Below are 13722 nucleotides of genomic sequence, written 5' to 3' on the forward strand. Positions count from 1 at the left end.
GGTTATGACTATGAATATTGCCATTATTACAGCCTGCCCAAGCGGCGTGGCGAATAGCATTCTTGCGGCAGGTTTACTTGAGCAAGCGGCAAAGAAATTGGGTTGGGACGCTAAGATTGAGTGTCAATCAAGCGTTATTGACTCAACACCTTTAAGTGCTGACGACATTAGCAATGCGGATGTTGTGTTCATTGCAGCGAGTACGCCTGTTGAGACTTCGCGTTTTGTTGGACAAAAAGTGTATCAAGTCGATATCAAAGAGGTGATTGAGGACGCCACTGTTTGTTTGGAGAAAGCACCGTCTTTGGCGACAGAATTAACGCAAGCAACGACCGTTGCAAAATTGCAATCTGCTGAGTCGGGTGCGAAGAAAATTGTCGCGATTACTGCTTGCCCAACTGGGGTTGCACATACTTTCATGGCGGCTGAAGCATTAGAAGAAGAAGGTAAGCGTCGTGGTCACCAAATCAAAGTGGAAACGCGCGGTTCAGTGGGCGCTAAGAATCAACTAACCGAACAGGAAATTGCAGACGCGGATTTAGTGATTATCGCGGCTGATATTGAAGTGCCACTAGATCGCTTCAACGGCAAGAAGTTATATCGCACTAAAACGAGCCCTGCGCTGAAAAAGACAGCAGAAGAGATGGATAATGCGTTTGCACAAGCGACGACATATCAGCATTCCGGCTCTGCTAGTACTGCCGCTACAGAAGAGAAGAAAGGTTTTTACAAGCATCTTATGACTGGTGTGTCGCACATGCTGCCAGTGGTGGTTGCGGGTGGTTTGATTATCGCTCTGTCATTTGTTTTCGGTATCGAAGCATTCCAAGAAGAGGGCACGTTAGCGGCTGCGCTTATGAACATCGGTGGCGGTTCGGCCTTTGCGTTGATGATTCCAGTGCTCGCGGGCTATATTGCGTTCTCGATTGCTGACCGTCCAGGTTTAGCGCCGGGCCTTGTGGGGGTATGTTAGCCAGTTCAACGGGCGCCGGTTTCCTCGGTGGTATTGCGGCTGGTTTCATTGCAGGTTACACAGCAAAACTGCTGGCTGACAAGGTGTCTCTGCCTCAATCTATGGAAGCGTTGAAACCTATTTTGATCATTCCATTTGTCGCAACGCTTGCTACTGGTTTGGCCATGATCTACGTTGTTGGTGGCCCTGTTTCTGGGATTATGACGGCGCTAACTGACTTTCTAAACAACATGGGTACAGACAGCGCAGTTCTTCTTGGCGTTGTGCTAGGTGCCATGATGTGTTTCGACCTTGGTGGTCCAGTGAACAAGGCGGCATACGCATTTGGTGTAGGTCTACTGGCTTCTCAAACTTACGCACCGATGGCGGCAATCATGGCTGCGGGCATGGTTCCTGCGTTAGGTATGGGCTTAGCGACATTCATCGCCAAGAACAAATTTGAGCAAAGTGAACGTGAAGCAGGTAAGGCTTCGTTTGTACTTGGCCTATGTTTCATCTCTGAAGGTGCAATTCCATTTGCAGCGAAAGATCCGATGCGTGTTATTCCTGCATGTATGGCAGGTGGTGCATTAACGGGCGCGTTGTCGATGTTGTTCGGTGCGCAGCTTATGGCACCACACGGTGGTCTATTTGTACTGCTAATTCCAAATGCGATTACACCAGTATTGATGTACCTAGTGGCAATTGCAGCGGGTACAGCAGTCACAGGTTTTGGCTACGCACTACTAAAAGGTCGTGCTGAGCAAAAACAAGCTGCAACGGCATAACCTTAATCGACTAAACAGAGCCCATCGACATCATGTCGATGGGCTTTTTTGATTGAATCTTGGCGATGATTGACAGACTACTCTAGTGTACTTTTGTTGAAATTAGGCAACTAACTGCCTAAAAGACCTTAATTTATGTTAAATTATGCCGTTCAGGATTAGATAGGAAGAATTTAATAAACTCTGTTTCATAATGCGGGATTTGCCTTGTGGACAAGTTATTCTAATCGGACATTAATCAACATGGAGTTGGTCGTTACATTCACGTTTTGAATGTACAACATCATAACTTATGAGTTATAAATCAAAAAAATATAGTATTGAATCAACAGATTACCAAGTCGGTCAGGACAATGTGACAAAGTGGGGCATGGATGTTCACAACACAGTCTTCACTGCTTCGGTTGGTCTTTCCCTCCTTTTTATTGTGACGCTACTTGTTCTGTCACCAGCGGACTCTAAAGCCGCTATCGATGCGGTAAAAGCAGCAATGCTTTCCAAGTTTGACTTTGTATTTATGTGGGGAGCAAATATCCTTCTCATACTCGCCATTGTGATTGCATTCTCTCCTTTAGGCAAAATCCGTTTAGGTGGTGACGACGCGACCTCTGATTATTCTACTCTGTCTTGGATTGCGATGCTGTTTGCAGCGGGTATGGGGATCGGTCTTATCTTCTGGGGCGTGGCAGAGCCAACCGCCTTCTTCACAGATTGGTTTGGTACACCGCTTAATGTAGAACCTTATACTGCTGAAGGTCGTGAATTAGCACTGGGCTCGGCGGTTTTCCACTGGGGTTTCCATGCGTGGGCTATATACGGCATGACGGCGTTGTCACTGGCATACTTTGTTTACAACAAAGGCTTGCCACTTTCAATGCGTTCTGTTTTCTACCCAATTCTAGGCGACAGAGTTTGGGGCCGTATTGGTGATGTGATTGATGTAATGTCAGTTCTGGTAATTCTGTTCGGTCTAGCGACTTCACTGGGCCTAGGTGGCTCGCAAGCAGCAAGTGGTATCAGCCACGTATTTGGCTTAAGCAATAGTTTATTCCTGCAGGTTCTAATCATTCTAACCATCATGGGCCTTGCTATTGTTTCAGTGGTTCGTGGTATGGATGGCGGTGTTAAGCTGCTTAGTAACCTTAACATGGTCATCGCTTTTGCGTTCATGGGTTTACTGACTATTTTGAACTTTACTACGGCGTTTGACTCACTGTTTACCGGAGTTGTTGGGTATGTAAAAAATATCCTACCGCTAAGTCAAAGTGTTGGCCGTGAAGATACGACTTGGTTACACGGCTGGACTGTTTTCTACTGGGCTTGGTGGGTAGCTTACGCACCATTCTTCGGTATGTTCGTTGCTCGAATCTCGAAGGGCCGTACAATCCGCGAATTCTTAGTATGTGTATTGGTAATCCCAACACTGGTAACAACCGCGTGGATGTCTTTCTTCGGTGGTATTGCGATTCAGCAGGTGATCGATAACGTAGGTCTGCTCGGCCTAGAGCAAGGTATTACAGACGTATCATTAAGCCTTTTCTACATGCTTGATGCGTACTCAATGGGTGACATCCTATCGGTAGTTGCTGTAGCGCTGATTATCGTATTCTTCGTAACGACGCTGGATTCAGGTTCTATCGTAGTCGACAGTATGACTGCGGGTGGTAAGTTAGAGCTTCCAATCAAACAGAAAGTTATTTGGGCTCTTATCTCAGCGACCATTGCTGTCGTTATGCTTTGGGTTGGAGGTACCGAGTCGATTCAAGCATTGCAATCTATCACCATCATTGCCGCTCTGCCGTTCACCATTATCTTGATAGTGGGTTGTGTCAGCTTACTAAAAGGTCTTATGACTGAAGTTGGTCAGCCTAAAGCAGCAAGACAAAAAGCGTTGTAATCGACCTTTAACTCGCTGATGTTATCAGTAACGAGCTGAATCAAAAAGCCAGTGAATTATGTTCACTGGCTTTTTAGTATTTGAGAAATCAAATTGAAGAACTTAGTTCAACAGAGTTAAACCATGCGGCAGTGCGTCACCAAACACACGCTTGGACTCACTTTCCGAAAGTTCTTTCACTTCTGCTACAAGGGAATACCAGCCTTCTGGCGCCTTACTTGCTTTAAGCTTTGAGAGCACTTGCTCACGATAGTCATCGGAAATATCGCTTAACCGATCGCCCGTCTTACGACACATCATCACCGCGGCGAATGCAGTCATAGGTTCTTTAGACCAATCTTGTTCAAGGATTTCTGGTAGCCACTGTTGAGCTTGTTCTCGTGGAATGACGGTGTGCTGGCTGCCGTAGAGTGGGGTACGGCTTGTCAAACGTCCGAAAGCCCACCAATGAGCTTGTGCAAATTGGCTTGAGTGAATCGCTTTTTTCAAGAACCAAGTAGCAAGCAGTGTTTTGTCTTCCAATTCGAGGTGCTCTAACGATGCAGCCAATCGAACCATCGCTTCATAGCCGTGCTCTTGTGCTTGTTTAGCCGATTGCGGATTCTTCGCAGCGCCTGGGTGAAGATACTTGGCGATATCCGCAAGAATCGTCTCTTGCTGTTCCTGGTTTAAGCCGCCTGCAATTCGACGCCAGAACACCCACCAGTCGTTCCAACCTTGGTGGTTTTGGAACTGGATGCCTTGTTGATACAAAGACCAAGTTTGCTCTATGCGCCAACCATCCGTTGCATCTCCAAAGCCCGGCCGAAGGGAGTAGCCAGCTAAACGAAGCCAGTTCTTCTCATGAGCTTCAGAGCGGCGTCGGCGCTTACGCCCGAGAGCGAAGGTATCGAACAGTTGCCTTAGGGTAACGAAGTCCCAGTCCTCGCGTTTCCCGAGTTTCTTTTCTAGCTCTTTGGCCAACGTCTTAATTTCTTTCGAGTCAGCACTTTTCTTGTTACCACTGTAGATGCGAGAGATCAGTTCCTTACAGTTTTCCAACTGTGGATGAAGCTGAATGTCTTCCTCTGCGTCTTGCTGGTGGCGAATTTCGAATTCTAGTAGCCAACGCTTTGAATCGTCTTCTACACTGACACACTCCATTTTTAATGTGCCGACCTCGGTTAACTGACAGGCTAACTGAACTTCTACACGCTGCTTCTGGTTTGCGGCCAATTCAACTTCTTCGCCCTCCAGCGTTGAAATCGAGGGAGGAAGCGGCACAAAAAGGTCGGGATTAACATCGACCATCATGCCGTTCTTGATCTCTAGATGATTAGAACCATTGGGCTCAGATAGAGAGTCATGGGTGGAGGTTAGAAGATTGAAGCGAACTGGCTCTCCCAAGGTGAGTGAGAAACGGCGACCCGCTAAACGAATCTCCTGACCTTCTTCAGACCCCTTAGCCAATAAGCACAATGCTTTGCCCATTTTGTTCTTTTCTTGTAAATGTAAGAAGTAAGAACGAGCAGCACCACCGCCAATCTTGAGTTGTGCTCCGCGTCTTGCTTTGCCAAATGCAACGGCGCCAAGGGCAACGGATAAGTCTGGATGAGGATTATCCAGTACTGTAATTGGACTGCCACGCCAGTTTACCAGCAGTTGAGTGATACGCTGCGTGACAAGGTCACTATTGAACACACCACCATTAAGAAGCAGCGCGACCGGAATCGCTGGCTTATCATCACGAATTTCCTCAATTGAAGAGAGGGCAGATTTAGCAACCATTTGATGCTGAGTTAAGAACTCTGCAACGTGCTTCGATACAGCAGGATCGGCAACGTAAGGCAGGCCAAACTCCACCACCGCGCTACGTCGTTTATCGGGGGTCTGCGTAAAGTCAGACAGTGGGAAAAAACCATCTAACGCTATTTGATGCACTTCTTGCTTGGTTAGGCTGATACTCTTCGTTCCACCAAGAAGTTTAGAACCACTGCCCAACATGGTGATCTTGATATCATCTGGTGCATTTTCCGACAAAAGGTTCTCTTTAGCGGCGCGCGTCTGCTGGATGAGTTTAGTAAGACTAGCTGCATTCAACTTTTTGCTTTGGCTAAAGCGTTGCTCTGCTAAATGGGCGAGCGCAAGGTCGAGGTTGTCACCACCTAGCATTAAGTGCTCACCCACACCGATACGATCTAGCTGAGCTCATCTCTCTCTGAGTAGCGTGCTTCAATCAAACTCAGGTCAGTGGTACCGCCGCCCACATCACATACCAGGATGAGGGGCAGTAGGGCTAGCTCCTCGGAAGCGCTGTCCTTATGGCGCGCATACCAGTCGTAGCAAACTGCTTGAGGCTCTTCGAGCAAAACGATTTTGTGTAGACCTGCTAAACTTGCGGCTTCTAGGGTCAGTTTGCGCGCAGTTTCGTCGAATGATGCTGGAACCGTGACGACGACATCTTGATCTTCAAGTTTATTGCTTGGATTACGGTAGTTCCAAGCTTGTCGAATATGGTTGAGGTAGCTTGCGCTGGCAATAACCGGTGAAACTTTATCTACATCGTTAGCTGCGGCCCAAGGTAGAATGTCTGAGCTGCGATCCACCGCTTGGTGAGAGAGCCAACTTTTCGCGCTGGAGACTTGTCTGCCTTCTACTTTCGCACCCAATTCTCTTGCCCATTCACCGACTATCACATTACTAATATCGCCTTCAACAGGTTCTATTTCCCAAGGTAGAGTTAAATCACTGGTAGCGATTTGTCCTATTGCTGGGTGGTAGCGAAAAGAGGGCAACAGGGGCTTTCTGACCACTTCACCGGGGCCGATGAGTTGATCGATTTCGAAGAGAGAAGTTTCAGCAGAAGATAGGTCGTCAGTAATCTCACAGTAGGCGACCACGGTATTGGTAGTCCCTAAGTCAATTCCGACCAAAAAACGAGGAGAGGCCATGCGAGCTCCTTAGTGTCAAAAACGGCACCCAATGGGTGCCGTCGTAATATTGCTTATGTTTTATTGGCTTTCAGTTGCGTTTGACTCTTCACGAACGTCAAACTCAACGTGCCATTTTTGTCCGTTATCTGAAGCAATGGCTTCTAAGTAAAGTGTTCCTAGCTCGGTAACGCGAGAAGCTAACGTCACAGGCACAACTTCACCTTCACGGCGGCCTTCGGATACTGGCAGTGTCACCTGAATCTCAGGTAACTCCTCAAGTTCATCAGGTGCCCAATGATCTAGGTGCGTACCGGCTTCGTCGTCTCGGCGAGTGGTAGAGCCAAAGAATTGGAAGTGAACAGGTTCGCCAATAACTAAACCAAATTCTTTGCTCGGCACTTCAGCGCTTGAGCCTTCTTCCATACCAAATGGGGCAACACACAGTGCTTCCATTGGAGGAGCCATTCCCGGAATCGCAGGCATCGCACTTTCAATACCCACGTAGTAGCTTGAAGCAATACCACCGCGAATGCGAACGCCTTGACCACGGCGAACTGAGCCGTAGTAAGATGCGCCGCTTGCTACTGCTAGGTCAAGATCTAGGCCAGTGAGTTGCTTTGCTTCATCTGTTGATGCTGAGGTAAGCCAACTATTGATGGTTTCAGTGAGGCGATTTGCTAGAAGGTGCGACTTCAACACACCGCCGTTGAACAAGATAGCGGTTGGCTTAATGAAATCCGTACTTGCTTGAGCGCTATCACCCATACCTGGCATGCCAGGCATATTGGCAAATGGGTCAAAACCGCTATCAGCTTGACTACCGCTTGATTCGCCCTGAGCGTTTGCTTGCTTAGCAAGGAAAGCTGCGATATGACGAGTAATGCCGGCGTCTTGTGCGTAAGGTAAGCCCATTTGTGTTAGTGCGCCACGAGTTTTCTGAACCGGATGCTCAGTGATCGTCACGCGAGGGAAGAAGCCATCGACAAGGGTTTGCTGAACTTCTTCTTGAGTCAGTTCGGTTTTCAGCGTTGCGCCTAGCAGCTTAGAGCCGCGGCTTGGTACCACGATAGGAACAGACTGTAGCTCGCTGTCATTGAGCAGTGCTTCTTTCGCATCGCGACATGCGTGCGTCATGGCTTGAACCTGCCAAGGGGCCAACTCTTTGCCTTGCTGGGCCATCTTCATTTTAAGACGGTACGCAAGCGCAAGATCCATGTTGTCACCACCTAACAAGATGTGCTCGCCAACGGCGATACGGTTAAGCGTTAGGTTGCCTTCTTCTTCGGTAACTTCAACCAAAGATAGGTCGGTTGTACCACCACCAATATCGACAACAAGTACAATATCACCAACGGCAACTTGGTCACGCCAGTTGTCATCGCTGTTATCAATCCAGCTATAAAGCGCCGCTTGCGGTTCTTCAAGCAGGGTTAGGTGCTTAAAGCCAACATTACGTGCTGCTTCTGCGGTTAAATCGCGAGCAGCAGGGTCGAAAGAGGCTGGAACGGTAATCGTGACATCTTGCTCAGCAAGTTTATGTTCTGGGTTCGAATGATCCCATGCGGCGCTGAGGTGAGCAAGGTAGAGCTCGGTTGCGCGCAGTGGTGAAACCTTTTCAACTTCTTCAGGGCTTCCGGTCGGAAGGAAGGCGTCGCGACGATTCACGCCACCATGGCAAAGCAAGATTTTGCGCTCGCAATCAAGCGAATAGGGGTCTTTGCACCAAGGTTTCGTGCGATCGCACCCACTAAAGCCGTTGGCTCGCTCGACCAAGGAAGAACGCGAGACGCAGGATTCATCTCGTGCTCATGCGGTTGGTACAAAAAAGAACCTAACTGCTCGCGAGCCTCAACCGTACCTGGCGCGGTAAGTTGAGAGATTGGCATGACTTGCACACGAGCATTTTCGTCAGTGGTATCGATGTAAGACAACACACAGTGTGTCGTACCTAAGTCGATACCAACGCTAAAGCGAGCGTGTTGGGTCGCGTCTGGTGATTGTGACTGTTGGCTAGGGTTTTGATGAGAAGGGTTAGAATGATCCATTACAGCTCAACCTCTGCAGGGGCGATCACAGACGCATCGTAGTTTTCTGCCAGTTTCGGCAGTGTCATGTCTGTTGCTTTCCAACCTTTGTGTACTAGCGTGCCATTAAATGGTGCGCTGCCTGTCACGTTACCAGTTAATCGAACTTCTTGCGGATTGAAGCCTTCTTCAATCGTAATGCGAGACTCTTCTTCTTCACTGCGTACAGGTGCAAGAGCAACGTAATCGTTCAGAACTTTTTGACCGCCAGTGTGGATAACACGAGCTGCCGCGCCCACTTCTTCATCAGAGAACGAAGTAAGGTCTTCTTTAAGGAAATCAATTAAACGCGCTTCTTGTTGCATGATAGATAGAAGCTGCATTGCTGAATCAGTAGAAGCTGTCGCGAGTTTCGATTCTACTTCGACAACACGCTCGATCACTTTTTCTACTTCTACGACTTTTTCCACCTCGACGATCTTCTCGACTGGTTTTTCTACTTCTACGATTTTCTCAACTGGCTTCTCGACAACTTTTTCAATCACTTTTGATTTACGTGATACAGCGATAAGTAGCAAAAGAACGCTAGAGGCAGTTAAGCCCGCGTGCAGCATGTCGAATGTCGTTGGGATCAGATTTAAATCGAAGTTCATAATGAATGCTCTTTGAATAGTAAGTTCATGGTGGAACGCTTATGTCCACCTGTGGCAAACGCCAGATCTGTTCATGAAATTGGGGCGAATAGTAGCATAATCAACCTTAGCTTCTTGCTAAAAATTGGCACGCAATTGACTTGCTCAGGTTGTTTGCCTGTTTTTTAGGCGAAATCCAGTAAGTTGTGGGGTGTTCCTCGCAGGTTTAGCCTGTAAATGGTTGGAGGAGTAGCTTTCGCCCACAATTTATAGGTATAGATATTTCTCGTTCTGAGCTAAAACGGTACACTCTTGCAATATTTTTTGGAACGATTATCACTTTTATTGGGTGGAAATGAAGAAATCTGCACCGAAAGTTGTTTACCCAGCTCTCGCTTTTAGCTTAGTTTGCTCTATCACAGCGTTGGTCGTTTTGATGGCCTATTGGATGCAGCGACACTACAGTGAAGTGATTTTCAATAACCTCGCCCAGAGACAAGCCCAAACTCTCTCTTCATTAGTCGAGACCGATCTCGAGTTCATTGGTGCAGGTGCAAACTTCTTCCACGCGGTTCCACCGGAAAACTGGCAACAATTCTCTTACTTTGCTGATGGTATTGTGAGTAGCTCGGGTAGCGTAATTGCTATGCAGTGGATGCAAAAAGTCGATACGCAAGACGTTGAGATTCATATGACTAATATGCAGTCTCGGTTCCCAAACTCTGAACTGTTTACCATTCCCAAAGGGGGAAGCCGAACAACGGGCAATGTTCTCAGTAACGAACGGCCACTGTTTATCGCAAGTGATGTGTTTCCTAGAACAGAAAGCAACCTGTCAGTACTCGGCTTTTATTCTTCTCGTGTTCGCTTCCAACGTATATTAGATGGCATGAGAGAAAACAGGCAGCCACACATTTCAGACAAGCTACGTTTGTTGCAAGATGGCCCGAATCAAACTGAACCAAGAAATGGCATTCTTATCTATCACCCAGTGTTTGATCGTCATGCTGTGCATGAGCTTATTGGTGTTGTAATTGGTGTGGTTAGGGCCGATGAGTACTTCAGCAGTTTGATTGAGCGAACGGCTTCGGAAAACACCCTTGAGATACGGGTGACGGATTTGGGGTATGAAGCCTATGACGATCCCATTTTGTTCAGCAGCCAAGGATGGGACAGCTATACCGGTTTTCACGCCAGCGAACGTATCAGCCTACCCAATCGAGATTGGTTAATCGAATTTAAGCTGCCAACAACTTTTACTGACTATCACAAGTGGACTCTTAAAGGCCTCGCAATGGGAGGGATTTTGATCGCGCTGCTGGTGGCTTACATTGTTTACATGCAGATTGAAGAGAAGAATCGATTATCTCGAATGTTGGCAAACCGAACCAAAGAACTTCAGTTCCTAGCAGACCATGACAGCCTTACTGAGCTATACAGCCGCCGAGCGTTCAATCATTTCGTGGATAAGTTTATCCTTCACCGCAAGCAGTTCAGCTTGGTGGTATTCGATATTGATTTCTTTAAGAGCGTTAACGATAACTATGGCCATGTTGCTGGCGACCAGATGCTGGTTCATATCTCGAGTGTGGTGAAGTCTAAACTTTACTCTGATGATGTGTTTGTTCGTTTGGGTGGCGACGAGTTTTGCATCATCACGACGATTGTTAATAGGCGAGCACTTGCGAATTATCTAGAGTCCATTCGTAGTGCTGTCGTTGATACTCCAACTATCATTGAAGGGCAAAAAATCTCCTGTAGCCTGAGCATTGGTGCCGCTGTCAGAAACAAGCAATCGAAGAAAGAATTGTTGAAGGAAGCAGACGCACAGCTCTATCTCAGCAAAGAGCAAGGAAGAAATAGCGTGAATATTGCTGCTTAGTGCATCAATTGGACGCTTGCCTGTCGAGATTGATGGGTAATTAGGGTAGAATTCTGCGCTTTACTAAGTTTGGGTGAGAAAAGTAGATAATGAACCACAATCGTATCGTCTGTTTTGACTTAGAGATGTGCTGTTGGAATGTTGATGGCGTTGGTACGACAGGTGAGATTATTGAAGTAGGGCTGGCTGAAATTGACCTAGTGTCAGGTAGCATCGTGAAACGCGCCCAGTACTATGTGAAGCCAGAAAAGGATGAAGTTTCCTTATTCTGTACTGAACTCACTGGCATCTCGCCGAGAAAGATTCAAAAGCAAGGCCGCCCGTTGGCATCGGTGGTTCAATCGATGATCAAAAACTTCGGCGGCCCTAATAAAATCTACGCTTCTTGGGGGCGTGATGATCTTATTTTGCTCAATGAGTGCAAAGAAAAAGGCATCGAGCCACCATTCAAAGAGTTTTTAAACCTCGCCACTTTATACCGCATTCAAAATCGTCTTAAAGACAAGCGTATAGGCCATCGTGCTGCTCAAGAAGAGAAGGGCATTGAGTGGGAAGGGCGTCAGCATTCGGGTTATGTGGATGCGTACAATTTAGCTAAGCTCGCTCTTCAGATGCTCTAAGAAGCATTTCACTCTTTAAACATCATGTTCTTAGCCAAAGGGAGCGATTTTTCGCTCCCTTTGATTATTCACCTGTTAAGGTTTGCTGTCTTAAGCTTGCAGAGCTGGTCGGGTTGAAACCTTGTCAAACCAACGCTTAATGTTCTGATTGGTTTCAAACACCTCTATCTTCAGTGCGTTTACGGCGACGAAAACAAGAATGTATGCGCTGATGTCCGCAATAGAGTAACGTTCGGTCGCGACATAACTTGATTGACCAAGTTGTTTATCTAGTTTAGGCAAGAACAGTTCCACACGGCGTTTCGCTTCTTTACCCCAATCTTCTACACAGTTTTCGCGGTCGCTGTATAAACCAGTGAGGTTTCGGAATGCTTGGAAGGCATTTTGAATACCGTCGATTTCAACAATACGGTTCCACATTTCTACCTTGGCGCGCTCTACCGTGTCTTGACCAAATAGGTTTAAATCATTCGGTGTGATTTCATCAAAGTAGCGGCTGATCGCCACTGTTTCACTTAAGTGAGAACCATCATCGAGCTCTAACAGCGGTACTTTTCCATTAGCACTTTTGTCTTGATAACCCTGATCGAGGTTATCACCTTCCCGCACATTAATTTCGATTCGCTCTAAATCAGTCACCCCGATTTCACGCAAGAATAGATTGAGGCGTTTACAGCTTACCGTTGCCGCTTGCTCGTATAGTTTCATGGTTTGTCTCTTTATCTAACCGATCGTTTAGATATGCTCTAAGCAATAACTAAACGATCGGTCAAGAATTAGTTTCCGTTTCTTTTCCTTATTCTTGTACAATAGATTTCCAAGGTTATTAGAAACGAAATGTGTGATCTATCTAAGGGTTCCAATGGCAAGAAAAGCTAACTTTTGTAAACAAGAAAAACTGGAGCAGGCAATGACGCTGTTCTGGAGCAAAGGCTTTGCCAATACTTCCATCAATGATTTGACAGAAACGCTCGCGATCAACCGTTTTAGTTTGTACAACACCTTCGGTGATAAGGAGACTTTGTACTATCAAGCTCTCGATAATTACCTCAGCTCCATTTCTTTTCCAAAACTTGAGCCGTTAAGAGCTGAGGGGCTGGTATAGATGCCTTGGAAACCTTCTTAATCGGCTTTGCTGAGAAGCAAAAAGACAGTACTTGTGGCTGTTTCATTCAAAATGCGGTGGTCGAGCATGCCGGTGAAAATGAACAGGTATTACAACGCAGTGACGCTTTGTTCGATACTCTACAAACCGCCATTGTTCAGACCATTAAGAGTGCTCAGAACCAAGCTCAGATCAGCAGCAAGCAAGACGCGAAATCACTAGGTCAGTTTGTTATCTGCCAGATGCAAGGGATGCGAGTTCTTGGTAAAGCTAAGCGCTATACGGAAATCGATACTGCCACACAGATTCTAATCCAGTATTTGAAAAGTGCATAAAAACGCCACTCTGAACGCCTTCGGAAAGGGAGAGAAAAGGAAAAATTTAACTAGAGTGGCGCAATGACGCGCCCTCTATAAATGAAAAGATTAATGGTGGATGAAGTGCTCATGCCGCAAGTTAAAATGGGAAATCAGCTTTTGCCATTTTTCTGCCATGTGTATTTGCTCGGTTTTCAGCAATTGAGATTGAGCACGCTCTATCATCTCTTTTGGCATACTTTGGTAAAGCAGCTCAAAGCGGTTACCGCTTATATCTTGTTCATTTTTAACACCTTTTAACTCATAGGCCAACCCGCAAGCGTAAGTTCGAGCGGCTTGCGTCTCGGGTGTGTTGGCTTCTGTCTCTCTGAGTTGATTGATAAGAATCTTCAATCTTTCAAATTTAATCTTCATCACTAGATACCTTTATGTTGATGTGCATGAGGTGGTCATACATAGCTACAATCTGCCTACTTTATGCACTACTTCTCATCTTTAAGCCTTGCTTCTGCTCAAAATTTACCCGCTTGATTGGGTTGCAAAATAAGATTTCATTTTTGGTATTTCTAGCCACCGAGTGATTATAGTCCAAA

The 13722-nt window shown here is 46.6% G+C and carries 6 protein-coding genes and 4 pseudogenes; 5 read left to right on the forward strand and 5 right to left on the reverse strand.

Annotation, left to right across the window (positions count from 1 at the left end; translation table 11 throughout):
* The first annotated feature begins 10 nt into the window (after positions 1–10).
* A pseudogene (fruA, locus tag UA76_RS03255) lies at positions 11–1740 on the forward strand (PTS fructose transporter subunit IIBC).
* A 292-nt stretch (positions 1741–2032) separates the two neighbouring features.
* Entirely contained in the window at positions 2033–3637 is a 1605-nt protein-coding gene (locus UA76_RS03260; protein ID WP_047042973.1) for a BCCT family transporter, read from the forward strand.
* A gap of 102 nt (positions 3638–3739) precedes the next feature.
* Here UA76_RS03260 and UA76_RS03265 read toward each other — a convergent pair.
* The 3 genes and pseudogenes from UA76_RS03265 to UA76_RS03275 form a co-directional block, all read right to left on the reverse strand.
* Positions 3740–6567, reverse strand: a pseudogene (locus tag UA76_RS03265) (Hsp70 family protein).
* A 60-nt stretch (positions 6568–6627) separates the two neighbouring features.
* Positions 6628–8594 (reverse strand): annotated as a pseudogene (locus UA76_RS03270) (Hsp70 family protein).
* Positions 8594–9226: a DUF2760 domain-containing protein gene (locus UA76_RS03275; protein ID WP_047042976.1), complete on the reverse strand. Its 633-nt coding sequence runs from the start codon at positions 9224–9226 to the stop codon at positions 8594–8596. Before UA76_RS03275 ends, UA76_RS03270 begins: the two are co-directional and overlap by 1 nt.
* A 334-nt stretch (positions 9227–9560) precedes the next feature.
* Here UA76_RS03275 and UA76_RS03280 point away from each other — a divergent pair, with 334 nt between their 5' ends.
* Both UA76_RS03280 and UA76_RS03285 read left to right on the forward strand, forming a co-directional pair.
* Complete coding sequence (locus tag UA76_RS03280; RefSeq protein WP_047042980.1) at positions 9561–11087, forward strand: sensor domain-containing diguanylate cyclase; 1527 nt, start codon at positions 9561–9563, stop codon at positions 11085–11087.
* Between the two features lie 89 nt (positions 11088–11176).
* Complete coding sequence (locus tag UA76_RS03285; RefSeq protein ID WP_047042984.1) at positions 11177–11707, forward strand: 3'-5' exonuclease; 531 nt, start codon at positions 11177–11179, stop codon at positions 11705–11707.
* A 90-nt stretch (positions 11708–11797) separates the two neighbouring features.
* On the opposite strand, the gene UA76_RS03290 is transcribed toward UA76_RS03285, so the two are convergent.
* The gene (locus UA76_RS03290) at positions 11798–12415 is read right to left on the reverse strand and encodes a glutathione binding-like protein (protein ID WP_047042986.1); all 618 of its coding nucleotides are present in this window, start codon (positions 12413–12415) and stop codon (positions 11798–11800) included.
* Positions 12416–12569: 154 nt separating this feature from the next.
* On the opposite strand from UA76_RS03290, the pseudogene UA76_RS03295 reads away from it, so the two are divergent.
* Positions 12570–13147 (forward strand): annotated as a pseudogene (locus UA76_RS03295) (TetR/AcrR family transcriptional regulator).
* A gap of 90 nt (positions 13148–13237) precedes the next feature.
* On the opposite strand, the gene UA76_RS03300 reads toward UA76_RS03295, so the two are convergent.
* On the reverse strand, positions 13238–13543 hold the full coding sequence (locus tag UA76_RS03300) for a hypothetical protein (RefSeq protein ID WP_238322157.1): 306 nt from the start codon (positions 13541–13543) through the stop codon (positions 13238–13240).
* Between the last annotated feature and the right edge of the window lie 179 nt (positions 13544–13722).

Source organism: Vibrio mexicanus (assembly GCF_001012815.1).
Taxonomy (GTDB): Bacteria; Pseudomonadota; Gammaproteobacteria; order Enterobacterales; family Vibrionaceae; genus Vibrio; species Vibrio mexicanus.